Genomic DNA, 15,891 nt, shown 5'->3' with positions numbered 1-15,891 from the left:
ACCGTCGGTTTATTCACCGGTGTTATTTGGGTGCGTTATTTAAGTTTACGCTAAATTAACCATGATAAAGCGATCATGACTCCTGTTAATTCGGGCAATCCGATTTGATAGGAGGGGCGCGATGAAGTCGTTTGGCACCGCCATCGGTGCAACATTGCTGGTCGCGTGCATGGGCCAGGCCGCGTCGGCGACGACGCAAAATGTCATTTTCAATGGCACAGTCAGCCCGACCTGCACGCTTGTCATCGCCACCAATGGCACGATGACGGTCAGTCCCGATCTCCAGTCCCTCAGCTCCCACAACAGCGGCGGCTCGGCCGGAACCGTCACTCTGACGACGACCGGCGGCGTGTCGCTGAGCGTCGATCCGGTGACCACCACGACGGTGCCGTCGGCCGACACCACGTCGACCACCTGGACACCGACCTATTCGGCCGCGGGCGCGCATTCGATCGTGGAGACAGGCTCGGCCACCGCAATCACCACACCCGGCGCCGATCTCGTCTCGGTCAATCTGGCCGGCACCAAGAGCGGCAGCAACCGCTTCTCCAACGGAAACTATCAGGCAACGGTGACGCTGCGCTGCGAATAGCCCTCAGGAAGGAGGGGTCCTTGACACATGTTCGAACCTTGGCGACGGCAATGGCCGTGGCGCTGATGCCTATTGCCGCCGGCGCCCAGTCGATGTCGCCGATGCGTGGCGAGATCAACAGTTTCACCGACGTCTTCGCCGTCCGTGTCTTCCCGGCCAATCCCTACGACCAGAAGATCAGGGTCGAAATCCACGTCTACGATCAGGACTTTCAGCCGGTTGACGCCAGGATCTCTCCGAGTGTCTTCCAACTCGGCTCCCAGGCCTCCCGACCCGTCCTCGTTGTCGTCCCCTTCGGCGGCGCGGTCGAGCGCAAAGTCCGTATCTGTACCGAAAGCATCCCCTTCCCCAATCAACAGACGCAGATAAAGGCACAGATATGCGGAAAGTTTTTTGGGCATCGCAAGTCCTGACGCTGGCACTTGCAGTTGCTGTGACAAACACCGCTCCATCCCAGGCGCAGGACCAGATCTACAATCTCAACCAGAACGAGAACGGGTTCAATTTGCCCGGTGTCACCTTGCCCCAAGGCCAGGACGAGGTGCATGCCGCGGACGGCACCACTTGCCGTTCCGCAGTCTCCGGTTCAGGTGCCTACGTCGATCTCGGCGTTATCAGGGGTAACGGCCAGACGGACAATGGCGTCGCCACCTATGGCCGGGTGGTGATCCCGATCGGACGTACGCCGAAGCGTCTCGACTGCAGCCGCCTGTACGAACTCGAGGTCCAGCGCCTGCAGTTGGAGTTGAAACTCCTCAAAATGGGTCTCGGCGCCGACGGCCAGACCGGGAGCGTGGCCGCCACCGCTCCCGCCGCTGCCGCGACCGCGTCACCCGGATGGGCCAATGAGGGCTGGAGTCTCAGAACCGGAAATGCCAATGGCAAGAAAAAGAAGAGGAAATAGCCGCACACTGTTCGCGATGGCAGTCCTGGCCGGCTTCTGCCAGCCAGCGCCGGCCGCGATTATCGGCACCTGCACCATCATGGTCGGGACATCGGGAACGATGAAGGCAAATCCCGCCATCAGTATACTGGGCTCCAAACAAGCAGGCGGATCGAGTGCGAACGCCACCATCGTGGCAAGCTCACTGCTGTGTTCCTTGTTCGACTTGCTTGACTGCTATTCGGTTTCGGCGCCTGCCCCTGCCGCATTTTCGTCCGCGCCGAGCGGCGGCGGCACCAACGTGACCTTCGTCTCGGTCTTCCGCCTCGACGGCTCGGGGGTCGACAACAACGGAAGCGTGCCGCAAAGGGTCACCAACGGCACCCACGCCATGCAGGTCGATCTCACCGCTACCAAGTCGAGCGGTATCTTTCCTGCCGGCACCTATCAGGGCACGGTCACGGTGCTCTGCGAATAGGTTGATATAACACAAAACCGACTGGACCCATTGGAGTGGTCTGGCAAGCTGCTGCCTTACAGGTTAGCTTCCCGCGCGATTGGAGCGACGTGCATCTGCCCGGAACGCGCCAACACCTTGAGTTTTTGTACCGACAGGAGGCCTTGCTTGATCATCGTCATCGGCTCGATCAACCTCGACCTCATCGCCAAAGTCGACCGCCTGCCGAGCCCTGGCGAAACGGTGAGCGGCTCCGGTTTCACCACGGCGCCCGGTGGCAAGGGCGCCAACCAGGCGCTGGCCGCTGCACGTGCCGGTGTCCCGGTGCGCATGGTCGGCGCCGTCGGCAGGGACAGTTTCGCCACCGAGGCGCTGGCATTGCTGCGCGAGGCCAAGGTCGACCTGTCAGGCGTGGGGGAAACCTTTGCCTCGACCGGCACGGCGCTGATCATGGTTGGCGACGACGGCGAGAACATCATCGCCGTGGTTCCCGGCGCCAACGCGTCCGTCTTGCCCGGGGACCTGTCCAAAGCCTTTCTGAAAAAGGGCGATGTCGTGCTTTTGCAGCATGAGATCCCGTTGGCGACCGTAGATGCCGCGCTCGACCAGGCCCGCGCGGCCGGCGCCATCACCGTGCTCAACACCGCTCCCTTCCAGGGCGATGCGGCGGCTTTCCTCGGCAAGGCCGATTATGCCGTCGCCAACGAGACCGAATTCGACCTCTATGGCGAGGCGCTGGCTCTGAACGGCCGCGATCGGGCGGCACGCATGCGCGACTTCGCGGCGAAAACCGGCCGCACCATCGTCGTCACGCTCGGCGGCGACGGCGTCATGGCGGCAACGCCTAGCGATTTCCTGACCGTTGCTGCCATGAAGATCACGCCTGTCGACACGGTCGGCGCCGGCGACACCTTCTGCGGCTACTTCGCTGCCAGCCTGTCGTCCGGCCTCGCGCTCGACAAGGCATTGGCGCGCGCCGGTGCGGCCGGTTCGCTGGCTTGCCTGAAGCCTGGCGCCCAGCCGGCGATCCCGCTGGCCAAGGATGTCGACCAGGCATTGCAAGAAGCCAGCTGAAATGACGCGTCCCCGCACCAAACACGCCGTGCCGCCGGCCGGCGACATCTGCCGCCTGTCGGCTGTAGAACTGGCCGAGGCGATCCGTCGCAAGAGCCTTTCCGTACGCGAGGTGGTGACGGCTTTCCTTGACCGCATCGATGCGGTCAACCCGCTGGTCAACGCCATCGTCTCGTTGCGCGAACGCGGCGACGTCCTGCGTGAGGCTGATGCAGCCGATGCCAGACGGGGAGCCGAAACCGGGACGCTCTTTGGCCTGCCGATAGCCATCAAGGACCTCGCCTCGACCACGGGCCTCAGAACCTCCTTCGGCTCGCCGATCTTCGCCGATTTCGTGCCGCAGGAAGACGATTTCTTCGTCGAGCGCATCCGCGACGCCGGCGCCATCATCATCGGCAAGACCAATGTCCCCGAATTCGGGCTGGGATCCAACACCTACAACACTGTCTTCGGGCCGACGCTGAACGCGTTCGACCCCGCGCTCACCGCCGGCGGCTCGAGCGGCGGTGCGGCGGTGGCGCTGGCGCTCGACATGCTACCTGTCGCCGACGGCAGCGATTTCGGCGGCTCGCTGCGCAATCCGGCGGCCTGGAACAATGTCTACGGTTTTCGGCCCTCGCAGGGGCTTGTGCCCGGCGGGCCGGACGTCGAGGTCTTTCATGCGCAGATGGGCGTCGAGGGGCCGATGGGCCGCAACGTCGCCGACATGGCGCTGCTGCTCGACGTGCAGGCTGGCTACCATCCGCAGGCACCGTTGTCCTATGAGAAGCCGGGCTCGTTCCTCGATGGGCTTGCACCGCCCTCGACTGGCGGCCGCATCGCCTGGCTCGGCGACCTCGGCGGCCATCTGCCGCTCGAAGCCGGCATTATCGATCTGTGCGAGGCGGCACTTCATCGGTTCGAGGACGCATCCTTCGTGACAGAGCCGCTGCTGCCGGATTTCGATTTCGAAGCGCTGTGGCAGGCCTTCGTCACACTGCGCCAGGCCAGCAGTGGCTGCGCCCTCAAAGTCCACTATGACGACCCCTCCAGGCGCGGCCTGCTGAAGCCGGAAGCCGTCTGGGAGGTGGAAAATGCGATGCGGCTGACGGCGCCGCAGATCCGTGCTGCCTCGGTCGTCCGCACGTCCTGGCATCGCACGCTGCTGTCGATCTTCGACCGCTTTGCTCTCATCGCGCTGCCGACCGCGCAGGTCTTCCCCTTCGACGTCGGCATCCATTGGCCGCGCGAGGTCGCCGGGCGGCCAATGGACAGCTACCATCGCTGGATGCAGGTTTCCGCCTACGCTACGCTAGGCGGCTGCCCGGCGGTCAACGTGCCGGTCGGCTTCGACGGCCAGGGCCGCCCGATGGGCATGCAGCTGATCGGACGGCCGCGCGGCGACCTCGCGGTGCTGAGGGCGGCAGCCGCTTATGAGGCGACGCTGCCCTGGCCCGTCGGCGCTTGAAGCGCAAGCCAGCGGCGCTTCGCCGATGGCTTGCGCACCCGGCTGCCGCTATGCATTGATTGTTCCCGGTTGCGCCGCATCGGCAGAATTTTTGAGGAAAACCTATGTCGCTGGAACTCTACGCCGCCTATGTCCTCGCCTGCATCGTCATCATCCTGGTGCCCGGACCGACAGTCACGCTGATCATCGCCAACAGCATCCGCCATGGCTCCCGCGCCGGTCTTGCCAATGTCGCCGGCACCCAGGCCGGCCTTGCCATCATGATCGCCATCGTCGGCATCGGCCTCAACACGCTGATCTCGGGCATGGGCCACTGGTTCGAATGGGTCAGGCTGATCGGCGCCGCCTACCTGATCTGGATGGGCGTGCAGATGTTCCGCTCCAAGGGCACGCTGAATGCGGATGGAACGGCGAGAAAGCCGCGTGGCGGCTTTTTCCTGCAGGGCCTGCTGGTGGCGCTGAGCAATCCCAAGACGCTGATCTTCTTCGGCGCCTTCTTCCCGCAGTTCATCGCGCCGCAAGGCAACTATTCGCTGCAGATCGTCGTCATGGGCCTGACCGCCATGATCTTCGCCGCCATGTCGGACTCGACCTATGCGCTGGCCGCCGGCCGCGCCGGCCGAATGCTGTCGGCCCGCCGCGTCAAGCTCCTGTCCAGGATCAGTGGCAGCTTCATGGTCGGCGGCGGCCTGTGGCTGGCTTTTTCACGGTCGAAGTAATAGCGGCCCTTCCCTCGCCCGTGTACGGGCAGAGGTGGTCGCGAAGCGATCGAGCGAGGGGCAGCGCCGAGGATGCAGGCATACTCTCGGCGGTTGCGCTGCCCCTCATCCCCTTGCCGGGACCTTCTCCCCGTGAACGGGGAGAAGGGAGTTTTCACAGCCTTCCCAGCCTCTCCACCAGCAATGCGAAGAAACCGTCATGGTCGATGTCGCGCATCACCATGGCGTTCTTTTCCCTGGCTGTGACACCCCACCAGTCGATGACGGTCATGCCCATGGTCAGCTCCGAGGCGGTCTCGACGGTGACGTTGCAGTTGCGGCCCTTGAACAGCTCCGGCTTCAACAGATAGGCGATGACGCAGGGGTCGTGCAGCGGCCCGCCATCGGTGCCGTACTTGCCCTCGTCGTAACGTTCGAAGAATTCCAGCATCTCGGCGGTCGCGATGCCGACCTTGGTGCCGAGGTCGCGGAAGGCCTTGATGCGTTTCGTGGTGGTCAGTGCCTTGTGGGTGACGTCGAGCGGCATCATCACGATCGGGATGCCGGACTTGAACACCAGATCGGCGGCCTGCGGGTCGACATAGATGTTGAACTCGGCCGCCGGCGTGACGTTGCCGCCCTCGAAGAAGCCGCCGCCCATCAGCACGATCTCCTTGATGCGCGGGGCGATGCGCGGTTCGCGGATCAGCGCCAGCGCGATGTTGGTCAGCGGCCCGAGCGGGCAGAGCGTGATGGTGCCGCTCTCTTCCTTCATCAGCGTCTCGACGATGAAGTCGACGGCATACTGCTCCTGCACCGGCATCGTCGGCTCGGGCAGTTGCGGCCCGTTGAGGCCGGTCTTGCCATGCACTTCCTCGGCGGTGACCAGTGTGCGCGCCAGCGGGCGGATGGCACCGGCATAGACCTTGATGTCAGGCCGGCCGGCCAGTTCGCAGATCCTGCGGGCATTCTTTTCGGTAAGCTTCAGCGGCACGTTCCCGGCGACGGCTGATAGGCCGACGATCTCCAGTTCGCTGCTGCCGAGCGCCAACAGAATGGCGACGGCATCGTCCTGTCCAGGATCGGTGTCGATGATGATCTTGCGTGGTTGGGGCATTTCAATTCCTTGTTTGGCTGGCCGTGAACTCACCGGATCGAGAGCACGCCCGAAGCAGGACCTTGGCGCTTCTCCTTGCATCCAAGCGTCGTTTCAAGCGCCATGTCGATTATTCCTGTGAGTCCAAGGCCTGGTCTTTTTGGGCGGGTCTTCTGGTGGCTTGAACTTGGTCGCGGGGCGGACCATATCAAGAGCATCGGGAAAAATGCCATCCGGGTTTTTCCAGTTTATGTCGCTCTTGAGAGGACAGTGTAACATGAGCCGAATGACGCCTTTTTCCAGCCCGCTTCTCCTTGGTTTCGACGCCATGGAAAAGACCCTGGAGCGCCTGGCGAAATCCGGCGACAGCTACCCTCCCTATAACATCGAACGGCTCAGCGGCGCCGACGGCAAGGCCGAAAGGTTGCGCATCACGCTTGCCGTCGCCGGTTTCGCCGAAAGCGATCTCGATGTGACCACGGAGGAGAACCAGTTGGTCGTGCGCGGCCGTCAAACCGACGACACCGAGCGCGAATTCCTTCATCGCGGCATCGCCGCGCGCCAGTTCCAGCGCTGTTTCGTGCTGGCCGACGGCATGCGGGTGATCGCGGCGGAACTGAAGAACGGCCTGTTGTCGATCGACCTCGATCGGCCGGAGTCCGAACGGCTGGTACGGAAAATAAACATATCGGTGAAAGACTGATCTTCGCCGATGGCTCTATGCGGGACGGCCAATCGTGGCGTCCTCGCGCCAAGGAGGCTTGAAATGACTAGAACTGACGAAACCATCACCATGACCAGCGGCGAATTCGCCCATCTCGGCGAAGGCTCGGTCGCTTACCTCCGCAAGGTCTCGAGCGACGATCTGCTGGGCCGTTTCCCCAACATCGGCGAACTCGCGCCCGGCATGACGCTGTGGGCACTGTTTGCGGCCAATGGCCAGCCGATCCTGCTTTCCGATGCGCGTGACCGCGCGCTGGCCGGCGCCATGGAAAACGACCTGACCACCGTCGCCATTCATTAAGAGCATTCCAACGAAAGCGCTTAGCGTTTCCGTTGCGGACTTGGCGATTGGTTAGCTGAAACTAAGAGGGCCGCTTGACGCGGCCCTTGGCGATCACACCCCAAAATGGCTTCAGGCGGCGTGCGAGGCCTGTGTATCAGACAGCAGCGCGTGGATCGCAGCGGCGTCGCGCGTGCCCCTGATCTTGGCCACCGTGTCGGCGTCGCGCAGCACGCGGGCAATGCGCGACAGGGCCTTCAGATGGTCGGCGCCCGCCCCTTCCGGCGCCAGCAGCAGAAACACCAGATCGACAGGCTGGTCATCCAGCGACTCGAAATCGACCGGCGTTTCCAGCCGGGCGAAAACGCCGGCGATGCGCTTCACGCCGGCGAGCTTGCCATGCGGAATGGCAATGCCGTTGCCGACACCGGTCGAGCCCAACCGTTCACGCTGCAGGATGGTGTCGAACACTTCCCTCTCCGGAATGCCCGAAATCGCCGCTGCCCGTTCGGACAGCAATTGCAGAAGCTGCTTCTTGGAGTTCGCCTTCAACGCCGGCAAAATCGCCGGAACGCTGATAAGATCGCTCAGATCCATGCTTGAAAATCCCTTGTTCGCCTGCCGTCACCAGTCCCCACCCCTCGTGCGGCTGGCTTTATCCCTGTGCGATCTCGGTCGTCACCTGTGCGACGTTGGTCGTCACGCTTGTGCGACCTTGGTCGTGGACGGGTCGATCCAGCCAATGTTTCCGTCGGGCCGGCGATAGACGATATTGAGATGGTCGGTTCCGGCGTTGCGGAAAACGAACACCGGGCTGTCCTTGTTATCGAGCTCGATGACCGCCGAGGCCACCGACATGGTCTTCAGCGTCATGGTTGATTCGGCGACGATGGCCGGTGCGAAATCCTCCGGGATATCCTCGTCGTCATCGGCAAGCGGCGCCATCACCGTATAGGCGATGTCGGTCAGATCGCCGTTGCCGTTGCCGGAGTTGTGCGATTTGAGACGGCGCTTGTAGCGCCGGAGCCGGGTCTCCAGCCGATCGGCCGCGGCCTCGAAGGCCAAGGTTGGGTCCTGGGCATCGCCGGTGGCCTGCAGCGAGGCGCCGGAATCCAGCCGGATCATGCAATCCGCCTGGTAGCGCGAGCCCGATTTGATGACGGTGACGTGTCCCGCAAAGCCGCGATCGAAATATTTGCCGATCGCTTCGCCGACACGATCGTTGATGCGTGTGCGGAACGCATCGCCGATATCCATGTGTTTTCCCGATATGCGCAGATTCATCTGAAAACTGACCTTCCTTGCTCAGGCTTCAAACTGGCCTGAGTTTATACTCGTGATCCGTGCGCACAAGCTTTGCGGCGTCACTCGCGCCGATTTAAATCCGAACTTTCCGGTTGATCGCAAGCCGCCTTTTTGACCGTCCCGAGGCCATTGTCGTGACGGACCATCCGCTAGCGGGCATCGGGCCCGTCTCATGCGGGCGGGCTTCTAGACACTTCCCCGCGGCTTGTCAATGAAGCTCGAAAGCTGTGGAAAATGCCCGAGGCCTGGAGCAGTTCATCGTTTCAGGGAAACGCTGAACCGCTCCATCTCTTTGTCTTGACGCAATTCCTTCTGGAAAACCGCCTTACACTTTGCCAGAGTTGCTTTAACGACCGGCGCTGGCAAGCGCCCGCTTTTCGCGCCGGCGCTGCACGGAAGACGGAATATTCATGCCTTCCCGGTACTTGGCGACCGTGCGCCGGGCGATATCGACGCCGTTTTCCTTGAGCATATCGACGATCGCGTCGTCCGAAAGGACATCGACGGGTTTCTCCTCGTCGATCAACTGCTTGATGCGGTCGCGCACCGCTTCCGAGGAATGCGCGTCGCCGCCGCCCGACGCGGCGATCGAGGCTGTGAAGAAATAGCGCAGCTCGAACACGCCGCGCGGGGTCAGCATGTATTTGTTGGCGGTGACGCGGCTGACGGTCGATTCGTGCATGCCGATGGCGTCGGCCACCGTGCGCAGGTTGAGCGGCTTCAGATGGCGCACGCCATGGACCAGGAACGCATCCTGCTGGCGCACGATTTCCGAGGCCACTTTGAGGATGGTCTTTGCTCGCTGGTCGAGGCTGCGCGTCAGCCAGTTGGCGTTTTGCAGGCATTCGGCCAGAAAATCCTTTTCCACCTGGTTCTTGGCATGCGGCGAGACCTGGGCGAAATAGATATGGTCGACCAGCACGCGCGGCAGCGTTTCGGCGTTGAGTTCGACGGTCCAACTGCCGTCATTGGCCGCGCGCACCTCGACATCGGCAACGATGGCGTCGCTGACGCCGCCCGAAAACGCCATGCCCGGACGCGGATCGAGTGCCCGGATCTCGGCCAGCATGTCGAGCAGGTCCTCCTCGTCGACGCCGCAAATCCGCTTCAGCGTCTGGAAATCGCGCCGCGCCAGGAGTTCGAGATTGGCGACCAGGGCCTTCATCGCCGGATCGAGGCGATCGCGCACCGCAAGCTGCAGTGACAGGCACTCGGCAAGGTCGCGGGCGAACAGACCGGCCGGCTCGAACGTCTGGCACACCGCCAGCACCTTGGCCACGGTGGCAGCGTCGGTGCCAAGCCGTGCGGCGACCTCGGCCGGGTCCGCGCGTAGATAACCGGCCTCGTCGAGCCCGTCGGCAAGGTCGGCCGCGATCAGCCGCGCCACCGGTTCGGCGAAGGCAAGTGCGACCTGCTCGCCGACATGGTCGCGCAAGGTGATGGCGCCCGCTGCCATGTCACCGGCGTCAAGCCCCTCGGACGAGGAGCCGCCGCCATTGCCGGAAGCCGATTTCCATTGCGCCGTCAGGTCGGGTCCGAGCCGCTCGCTGGTGCCGGGATCATCGGGAAACAGGTTCTCAAGCGACGTATCGAGTTTTTCCGAGATCGCCTCGGCGCTCCATCCCGCCTCGTTCTCGAACCAGTCGCCATCGGCCGCCGCCTGCGGCTCCGCCTCGGTCTTCTGCGCCTGGTCGCTGGCGGCGTCGTCCTGCGGCTCGGCGCGCTCCAGAAGCGGGTTGCGCTCGATCTCCTCGTCGATGAAGTGCTCGAGCTCGACATGGGTGAACTGCAGCAGCCGAATCGACTGCATCAGCTGCGGCGTCATCACCAGCGACTGCGACTGTCGGAGCTGTAGTTTCGCCGCCAACGCCATGGTTCGGTTTCAAACGCCTCCTCTAGCGTCCGGACTTGCCGCAAATGAATTTCGCGGCTGGCCATAGAAACTGGCCCGGCTTTTGCTTGTCAAGGCAAAGCCTAGCAAAAGCCGCTTACCGGAGCGTTATCCCGGAGCAAAATCGCCGAAAATCAGGCCGTCACACCCAAAAAATCGTGTCAGGAAACAAATTTCACGCCCAGGGCAAAATCCCGGAAGCAGCGCCGCCGTCCGCAATTGCATGGAAAACTCAGAGCGTAAAACCCTCGCCGAGATAAAGACGCCGCACGTCGGGATTTGCCACCACTTCGTCGGCGCGGCCATGGGTCAGCACCTGACCGGCATGGATGATGTAGGCGCGGTCGATCAGCCCGAGCGTCTCGCGCACATTGTGGTCGGTGATGAGGACACCGATACCGCGCGCCGTCAGGTGACGAACTAGCTGCTGGATATCGGCGACCGCAATCGGATCGATGCCGGCGAAAGGCTCGTCGAGCAGCATGTAGGCCGGGCGCGTCGCCAGCGCGCGCGCGATTTCCAGGCGCCGCCGCTCGCCGCCGGAGAGCGACATGGATGGCGCCTTGCGCAGGTGGCTGATATGGAATTCCTCGAGCAGTTCGTCGAGACTGCGCTCGCGCGCCTTGCGGTCCTTTTCGACCACTTCGAGCACCGCGCGGATATTCTGCTCGACATTGAGGCCGCGAAAGATCGACGCCTCCTGCGGCAGATAGCCGATGCCGAGACGCGCACGGCGGTACATCGGCATCGAGGTGACGTCGAAGCCGTCGATCTCGATCGTGCCTTCATCCACCGGCACCAGGCCGGTGACCATGTAGAAACAGGTCGTCTTGCCGGCACCGTTGGGGCCGAGCAGCCCGACGGCTTCGCCGGCACGCACGCCCAGCGTGACGCCACTGACCACCTTGCGGCCCTTGTAGCTCTTGGTCAGGCCCTTGGCGATCAAGGTTCCCTTGAACTTCGCCTTGTCGACGTTGATCGTGGCCGGAGCCGAAACCTTAGCCGCGGCTCGTCCCGGAAGACGCGCCGTCAGCGATGACAGGCTGGCCATCAGGGGTTCGTCGCTCCCGATTTCGGCGCATCCGATTTCGGCGGCGGCGTGATCGACATCTGGACGCGCTGCCCGGCGCATGGATCAACCTGGGCCAGCCCGCTTTTCATCTGGACGGTCAGCTTGCAACCGACCAGGACGTTGTCGTTTTGCGAAAGAACGACCTTCTTGCCTGAAAGCACCAGCACCTGGCTCTTCATGTCGAAGCTTCCCTGATCCCCGGTAGCTACCTGCTGATCCGACTTGATGTAGACCTTGTCGGAGATCTCCAGATGGTCGATGTTGGCCGATCCGGTCATCGCCGCGCCGGCAGCTTCCGTGCCCTTGGCCGCCGCATTCGGATCCTTGATGTAGTAGACCATCATCTTGCCGGCCTTCATCAGCGTCGGTCCCTGGACGACGGTGACATTGCCCGTGAAGATGGCGACATTTTCGGCCTGCCGGACTTCCAGCTTGTCGCTTTCGATCTGGATCGGCTTGTCGCCCGCCAGTTTGAGGCCCGACACCTGACTGGTGGCGCCGGACTGTGCCAGCGACGGCGCAAGGCCCAGCAGGAGCAACGCCGAAGTTGCGGCCGCAAGCCGTGTCGAACTATTGACCCACATTCGCTTCTTTGCCCTCTGCCTCAGCCGCCTTCAGAGCGGCAGGATCGATGTTGACGCGCACCCTGTTCTCGAACACCAGGACCTTGCCATTGTCCTGGACCGTCAGGGAATTCGCAGTGATCTGTGACCCGCCACGGCTGACATCGACGGGATCATCCGTCTTCATAGTGCCTTTGCCCATGTCGAGGAAGACCGATTTGAACTTGGCTTGCATGCCGTCGGTTGTGGTGATGATGACGTCGCTGGTCATTTTCATCGTATTGCCGTTGCGATCATAGGTACCGCGCGAGGCTTTGATCGCAGCGACATTGTCCGGCCCGACCGGCACCTTGGCATCTATGCCTTCGAGTTCGATGATGCCTTGCGTGCTAACATCCTGTATCGCCCGCAGGGCGGTCATCGAATAGGGCTGCTTCTGCTTGGTGAAACCGTTGAGCTTGGGGTTGGCCATTACCAGCTTGCCGTTGGAAAAGGCGGTGCCTTCCGACTGCACCGCGACGGAGACGGGTGCGGCCAGATAGGAATAGACCGGGAAGGCGACTGCGATCAGCGCCGCGGCCAGCGGCACGGCGAATTTGAGCACGCGCACGCGGCGCGAATGGCGCTGGGCACGGTCGAACGCATCGCCCCGCGTCCAGCCATCCGCCGGGGGAGCCAACTCCGTCTCGGGGCTGGTCGGTTCATTCGATCGCGCTAACATGACTGCTTTCTTCTAGACCCCTGTCCGCCAGGGAGCACCGCCTATAGGTGGTGGGCCGGCGCCTTCAAGCAAGCACAAGCCCACGAAAACCGCAAAAATGTGACAACTGTGGTTGAACAAACGAAAACGAGGTCGGCACAACAACCGGTACTTCATAGCAGAAATGGGCACGCCTGCGCCGTTTTTTCATCGCCGCCTTTCCTCCCTTATCTCGCGTCCCTTGCGCGGGCCAGTCACAAAACAGACAGCGCCGGGATCGCGGCGGGCGGATTGCCACGCCATCGGCAAGACGGAACCGCTTCCCGATGCGTTCATCATGGTCTAAAAGCGTCTCTTCCCGCCGACTGTGAGGCTGACCATGGCATTGAGAGCCGACGACCTGATCGACCGCCGCCGCTTGCGGCGCAAGCTGACATTCTGGCGTGTTGCGGCCATCGGCATCGTCGCGCTCGGAGTGATTGCGCTGTCGGCCTGGTTCTATCGCGACGATCTCGGCGGCTCGTCCGTCGACCATATCGCCAAGGTCAGGATCGAAGGCACGATCACCGAGGACGAGGAACTGATCAAGCGGCTGGAGGACATCCGCAAATCGTCGAAGGTGAAAGGCGTTATCCTGGCGATCGATTCACCCGGCGGTACCACTGTCGGCGGTGAATCGATCTATGAGGAAGTGCGCAAGGTGGCAGCCGACAAGCCGGTCGTGGCCGAAGTCGGCACGCTCGCCGCGTCGGCGGGTTACATGATCGCCAGCGCCGCCGATCACATCGTCGCCCGCAAGACCTCGATCGTCGGCTCGATCGGCGTGCTGATCCAGTACCCCGACGTCAGCGGCCTGATGGACAAGCTCGGCGTCAAGCTGGAGGAGGTGAAATCCTCGCCGCTCAAGGCCTCGCCCTCTCCCTTCAAGCCGACCAATGACGACGAGCGCGCCATGGTCCGCAAGCTTATCCTCGACAGCTACGACTGGTTTGTCGGCATTGTCGCCGAACGGCGCAAGATGACCCGCGAACAGGCACTGGCGCTTGCTGACGGGTCGATCTTCACCGGCCGCCAGGGTGTCGCCAACGGGCTGATCGACGCCGTCGGCGGCGAGACCGAGGCGATCGACTGGCTGGCGACCAAGGGTGTCGACGCCAAGCTCAAGGTGGTTGAATGGAAGGACACCGACCGGCGCGGCAGCTTCCTGTGGTCGAAAGCCACGGTGAAAATGGTCGGTAGCGCACTCGGCCTGCCGGACTCCAGCGGCGATGTCATCCACGAACTTGGCGCCGACCGCTTGTTTCTTGACGGCCTCGTTTCCGTCTGGCACCCTTGAGTGCGGTTTGGGACAGCTGAAAAAGCCAATAAAATCATCCTCATAATTTTGACCGCACTGCTTTCACGGGGACACGTCTGATGATCAAGTCCGAACTTGTGCAGATTATTGCCACGCGCAATCCGCATCTTTTCCTGCGCGACGTCGAAAACATCGTCGGCGCGATCTTCGACGAGATCACCGACGCCCTTGCCGAAGGCAATCGGGTCGAGTTGCGCGGTTTCGGTGCTTTTTCGGTGAAAAACCGACCCGCCCGCACCGGCCGCAACCCGCGCACCGGAGAATCCGTCGAGGTCGAGGAGAAATGGGTGCCGTTCTTCAAGACCGGCAAGGAACTGCGCGAAAGGCTGAACGGCGGCAAGTAGGCGCGGCTTCAGCGCCGGCTTCCGACGGAAAACATAATGCTCAATCGTTTCATGCTCATCGTGGTCTTCGTGCCTCTTGCGATCATCCTGATCGCGCTCGCCGTCGCCAACCGCGAACTCGTCGCCTTCACGCTGGACCCGTTCAATCCCGGCAATCCGAAGCTGACGCTCACCTTGCCGCTGTTTATCTTCCTGTTCCTGGCGCTCGCCATCGGCATGATCGTCGGCAGCCTGGCGACCTGGGTCAAGCAGGGCCGCTACCGCAAGCTGGCGCGCCAGCGCGGCGTCGAGGCGGAAAATCTGCGTCAGGCGGTCAGCCGCGCGCCGGCGGCGCCACAGGGATCATCTCAGGGATCGGCCCAAGGATCGGCCCGAGGATCGGCATTGCCAAAGCCGACCAATTGATGAGCCGGCTGGCGCCTTTTCTTCCACGGAGCTTGTCATGCTGACCATTTCGGCCGCCGAGGTCGATCATGCGCTGACCTTCCCCGGATTGGTCGAGACGTTGCGCACGGCTTTCCGTGATGGCGCCGTACAGCCCGTCAGGCATCATCACGCGGTCGAGCGGCCGGATGGTGCGGCCTCGACCTTGCTGCTGATGCCGGCATGGACCGATTTCAACGCCGCCGGCAGCTCGGCCGGTGGCCATATCGGCGTCAAGATAGTCACGGTCTCGCCCGACAACAACGCCATCGGCAAGCCGGCGGTGATGGGGCTCTATCTCCTGCTCGATGGCAGCACCGGCGAACCCGAAGCCCTGATCGACGGCCAGCGCCTCACGCAGTGGCGCACCGCCTGCGCTTCGGCGCTGGCGGCGTCCTACCTGGCCCGCGACGATGCCTCGCGGCTGCTTGTGGCCGGCGCCGGCGCGCTGTCGCCGTTCCTCGCCAAGGCGCATTGCGCGGTGCGGCCGATCAAGACCATCCGCATCTGGAACCGTACACCGGCCAACGCCGAGAAAGTCGCGGCCGAGTTGCGCGCCGAGGGCTTCGCGGCCACCGCCGCGACCGATCTCGATGCCGAGCTTGGCGAGGCCGATATCGTTTCCTCGGCGACGATCACCACCACGCCGCTGATCAAGGGAGCGCGGTTGCGGCCGGGGACCCATGTCGACCTGGTCGGCGGCTTTACGCCGACGATGCGCGAAAGCGATGATGACGCGATCACGCGTGCCCGCGTCTATGTCGACACCCGCGCCGGCGCCACCAAGGAGGCCGGCGACATCGTCCAGCCGCTGGCCTCCGGCCTGCTGAAGCCGGACGCCATAGTCGCCGATTTGCACGAACTGGCGCGCGGCCAGAAGAAAGGCCGCCAGAGCCCCAACGAGATCACGCTGTTCAAATCGGTCGGCGCGGCACTCGAGGACCTCGCCGCCGGTATTGCCGTTTATGACGCGCTGAAAGCGTAGT

Annotated in this window: 20 protein-coding genes; 13 read left to right on the top strand and 7 right to left on the bottom strand. The window is 63.1% G+C overall.

Features of this window, described 5'->3' with window-relative positions:
• Window positions 1-121 precede the first annotated feature (121 nt).
• The 7 genes from EB233_RS09345 to EB233_RS09315 all read left to right on the top strand — a co-directional run bounded on the left by EB233_RS09345 (window position 122) and on the right by EB233_RS09315 (window position 5,172).
• Window positions 122-592, top strand: coding sequence for a hypothetical protein (locus EB233_RS09345; RefSeq protein ID WP_064992005.1), 471 nt, complete (start codon window positions 122-124; stop codon window positions 590-592).
• A 50-nt stretch (window positions 593-642) separates the two neighbouring features.
• On the top strand, window positions 643-1,005 hold the full coding sequence (locus EB233_RS09340; RefSeq protein WP_064992004.1) for a hypothetical protein: 363 nt from the start codon (window positions 643-645) through the stop codon (window positions 1,003-1,005).
• Complete coding sequence (locus tag EB233_RS09335) at window positions 972-1,496, top strand: hypothetical protein (RefSeq protein ID WP_064992003.1); 525 nt, start codon at window positions 972-974, stop codon at window positions 1,494-1,496. Before EB233_RS09340 ends, EB233_RS09335 begins: the two co-directional genes overlap by 34 nt.
• The gene (locus EB233_RS09330) at window positions 1,471-1,953 is read left to right on the top strand and encodes a hypothetical protein (protein ID WP_064992002.1); all 483 of its coding nucleotides are present in this window, start codon (window positions 1,471-1,473) and stop codon (window positions 1,951-1,953) included. The genes EB233_RS09335 and EB233_RS09330 overlap by 26 nt, the downstream gene beginning before the upstream one ends.
• Window positions 1,954-2,100: 147 nt before the next feature.
• Entirely contained in the window at window positions 2,101-3,006 is a 906-nt protein-coding gene (locus tag EB233_RS09325; RefSeq protein ID WP_064992001.1) for a ribokinase, read from the top strand.
• A 1-nt stretch (window position 3,007) separates the two neighbouring features.
• Window positions 3,008-4,453, top strand: a complete 1,446-nt coding sequence (locus EB233_RS09320) for an amidase (protein WP_064992000.1) — start codon at window positions 3,008-3,010, stop codon at window positions 4,451-4,453.
• Window positions 4,454-4,557: 104 nt separating this feature from the next.
• Window positions 4,558-5,172: a LysE family translocator gene (locus EB233_RS09315; protein ID WP_064991999.1), complete on the top strand. Its 615-nt coding sequence runs from the start codon at window positions 4,558-4,560 to the stop codon at window positions 5,170-5,172.
• 154 nt (window positions 5,173-5,326) lie between these two features.
• Here the strand turns inward: EB233_RS09315 and EB233_RS09310 are convergent, their stop codons facing one another.
• Entirely contained in the window at window positions 5,327-6,268 is a 942-nt protein-coding gene (locus EB233_RS09310; RefSeq protein WP_064991998.1) for a nucleoside hydrolase, read from the bottom strand.
• Between the two features lie 256 nt (window positions 6,269-6,524).
• Here EB233_RS09310 and EB233_RS09305 point away from each other — a divergent pair, with 256 nt between their 5' ends.
• Both EB233_RS09305 and EB233_RS09300 read left to right on the top strand, forming a co-directional pair.
• Complete coding sequence (locus EB233_RS09305; protein ID WP_013893014.1) at window positions 6,525-6,950, top strand: Hsp20 family protein; 426 nt, start codon at window positions 6,525-6,527, stop codon at window positions 6,948-6,950.
• Between the two features lie 63 nt (window positions 6,951-7,013).
• Window positions 7,014-7,271, top strand: coding sequence for a BQ00720 family protein (locus EB233_RS09300; RefSeq protein ID WP_032918604.1), 258 nt, complete (start codon window positions 7,014-7,016; stop codon window positions 7,269-7,271).
• 111 nt (window positions 7,272-7,382) lie between these two features.
• Here the strand turns inward: EB233_RS09300 and ptsN are convergent, their stop codons facing one another.
• From ptsN to lptC, 6 genes are all read right to left on the bottom strand, one after another.
• Complete coding sequence (gene ptsN, locus EB233_RS09295; protein WP_019861194.1) at window positions 7,383-7,847, bottom strand: PTS IIA-like nitrogen regulatory protein PtsN; 465 nt, start codon at window positions 7,845-7,847, stop codon at window positions 7,383-7,385.
• Between the two features lie 102 nt (window positions 7,848-7,949).
• Window positions 7,950-8,534 carry a ribosome hibernation-promoting factor, HPF/YfiA family gene (gene hpf, locus EB233_RS09290; protein WP_064991997.1) on the bottom strand — a complete coding sequence of 195 codons (585 nt, stop codon included), beginning with the start codon at window positions 8,532-8,534 and terminating at the stop codon, window positions 7,950-7,952.
• Window positions 8,535-8,901: 367 nt separating this feature from the next.
• Window positions 8,902-10,428: an RNA polymerase factor sigma-54 gene (gene rpoN / locus EB233_RS09285; RefSeq protein ID WP_064991996.1), complete on the bottom strand. Its 1,527-nt coding sequence runs from the start codon at window positions 10,426-10,428 to the stop codon at window positions 8,902-8,904.
• A 250-nt stretch (window positions 10,429-10,678) separates the two neighbouring features.
• Window positions 10,679-11,497 carry an LPS export ABC transporter ATP-binding protein gene (gene lptB / locus EB233_RS09280; RefSeq protein WP_064991995.1) on the bottom strand — a complete coding sequence of 273 codons (819 nt, stop codon included), beginning with the start codon at window positions 11,495-11,497 and terminating at the stop codon, window positions 10,679-10,681.
• Entirely contained in the window at window positions 11,497-12,102 is a 606-nt protein-coding gene (locus tag EB233_RS09275; protein WP_064991994.1) for an LptA/OstA family protein, read from the bottom strand. The genes lptB and EB233_RS09275 overlap by 1 nt, the downstream gene beginning before the upstream one ends.
• Window positions 12,089-12,802, bottom strand: a complete 714-nt coding sequence (gene lptC, locus EB233_RS09270; protein WP_064991993.1) for an LPS export ABC transporter periplasmic protein LptC — start codon at window positions 12,800-12,802, stop codon at window positions 12,089-12,091. The genes EB233_RS09275 and lptC overlap by 14 nt, the downstream gene beginning before the upstream one ends.
• A gap of 358 nt (window positions 12,803-13,160) precedes the next feature.
• Here lptC and sppA point away from each other — a divergent pair, with 358 nt between their 5' ends.
• The 4 genes from sppA (at window position 13,161) to lhpI (ending at window position 15,890) form a co-directional block, all read left to right on the top strand.
• Complete coding sequence (gene sppA, locus EB233_RS09265; protein WP_064992118.1) at window positions 13,161-14,117, top strand: signal peptide peptidase SppA; 957 nt, start codon at window positions 13,161-13,163, stop codon at window positions 14,115-14,117.
• 80 nt (window positions 14,118-14,197) lie between these two features.
• The gene (locus EB233_RS09260) at window positions 14,198-14,482 is read left to right on the top strand and encodes an integration host factor subunit beta (protein WP_006200394.1); all 285 of its coding nucleotides are present in this window, start codon (window positions 14,198-14,200) and stop codon (window positions 14,480-14,482) included.
• 36 nt (window positions 14,483-14,518) lie between these two features.
• On the top strand, window positions 14,519-14,887 hold the full coding sequence (locus tag EB233_RS09255) for a DUF1049 domain-containing protein (RefSeq protein WP_064991992.1): 369 nt from the start codon (window positions 14,519-14,521) through the stop codon (window positions 14,885-14,887).
• Between the two features lie 37 nt (window positions 14,888-14,924).
• On the top strand, window positions 14,925-15,890 hold the full coding sequence (gene lhpI, locus EB233_RS09250; protein WP_064991991.1) for a bifunctional Delta(1)-pyrroline-2-carboxylate/Delta(1)-piperideine-2-carboxylate reductase: 966 nt from the start codon (window positions 14,925-14,927) through the stop codon (window positions 15,888-15,890).
• Window position 15,891: the final 1 nt, after the last annotated feature.

Source organism: Mesorhizobium erdmanii (assembly GCF_013170725.1).
GTDB lineage: Bacteria > Pseudomonadota > Alphaproteobacteria > Rhizobiales > Rhizobiaceae > Mesorhizobium > Mesorhizobium erdmanii.
The sequence above is the reverse complement of the archived record's forward strand: the minus strand, read 5'-3'. Positions and strand labels throughout refer to the sequence as shown.

Excerpts from the sequence above, each read along its gene's own strand:
- EB233_RS09345 (WP_064992005.1), top strand. The coding sequence starts at position 122 with ATGAAGTCGTTTGGCACCGCCATCGGTGCAACATTGCTGGTCGCGTGC.
- EB233_RS09340 (WP_064992004.1), top strand. The coding sequence starts at position 643 with ATGGCCGTGGCGCTGATGCCTATTGCCGCCGGCGCCCAGTCGATGTCG.
- EB233_RS09335 (WP_064992003.1), top strand. The coding sequence starts at position 972 with ATGCGGAAAGTTTTTTGGGCATCGCAAGTCCTGACGCTGGCACTTGCA.
- EB233_RS09330 (WP_064992002.1), top strand. The coding sequence starts at position 1,471 with ATGGCAAGAAAAAGAAGAGGAAATAGCCGCACACTGTTCGCGATGGCA.
- EB233_RS09320 (WP_064992000.1), top strand. The coding sequence starts at position 3,008 with ATGACGCGTCCCCGCACCAAACACGCCGTGCCGCCGGCCGGCGACATC.
- EB233_RS09315 (WP_064991999.1), top strand. The coding sequence starts at position 4,558 with ATGTCGCTGGAACTCTACGCCGCCTATGTCCTCGCCTGCATCGTCATC.
- EB233_RS09310 (WP_064991998.1), bottom strand. The coding sequence starts at position 6,268 with ATGCCCCAACCACGCAAGATCATCATCGACACCGATCCTGGACAGGAC.
- EB233_RS09305 (WP_013893014.1), top strand. The coding sequence starts at position 6,525 with ATGAGCCGAATGACGCCTTTTTCCAGCCCGCTTCTCCTTGGTTTCGAC.
- EB233_RS09300 (WP_032918604.1), top strand. The coding sequence starts at position 7,014 with ATGACTAGAACTGACGAAACCATCACCATGACCAGCGGCGAATTCGCC.
- ptsN (WP_019861194.1), bottom strand. The coding sequence starts at position 7,847 with ATGGATCTGAGCGATCTTATCAGCGTTCCGGCGATTTTGCCGGCGTTG.
- hpf (WP_064991997.1), bottom strand. The coding sequence starts at position 8,534 with ATGAATCTGCGCATATCGGGAAAACACATGGATATCGGCGATGCGTTC.
- rpoN (WP_064991996.1), bottom strand. The coding sequence starts at position 10,428 with ATGGCGTTGGCGGCGAAACTACAGCTCCGACAGTCGCAGTCGCTGGTG.
- lptB (WP_064991995.1), bottom strand. The coding sequence starts at position 11,497 with ATGGCCAGCCTGTCATCGCTGACGGCGCGTCTTCCGGGACGAGCCGCG.
- EB233_RS09275 (WP_064991994.1), bottom strand. The coding sequence starts at position 12,102 with ATGTGGGTCAATAGTTCGACACGGCTTGCGGCCGCAACTTCGGCGTTG.
- lptC (WP_064991993.1), bottom strand. The coding sequence starts at position 12,802 with ATGTTAGCGCGATCGAATGAACCGACCAGCCCCGAGACGGAGTTGGCT.
- sppA (WP_064992118.1), top strand. The coding sequence starts at position 13,161 with ATGGCATTGAGAGCCGACGACCTGATCGACCGCCGCCGCTTGCGGCGC.
- EB233_RS09260 (WP_006200394.1), top strand. The coding sequence starts at position 14,198 with ATGATCAAGTCCGAACTTGTGCAGATTATTGCCACGCGCAATCCGCAT.
- EB233_RS09255 (WP_064991992.1), top strand. The coding sequence starts at position 14,519 with ATGCTCAATCGTTTCATGCTCATCGTGGTCTTCGTGCCTCTTGCGATC.
- lhpI (WP_064991991.1), top strand. The coding sequence starts at position 14,925 with ATGCTGACCATTTCGGCCGCCGAGGTCGATCATGCGCTGACCTTCCCC.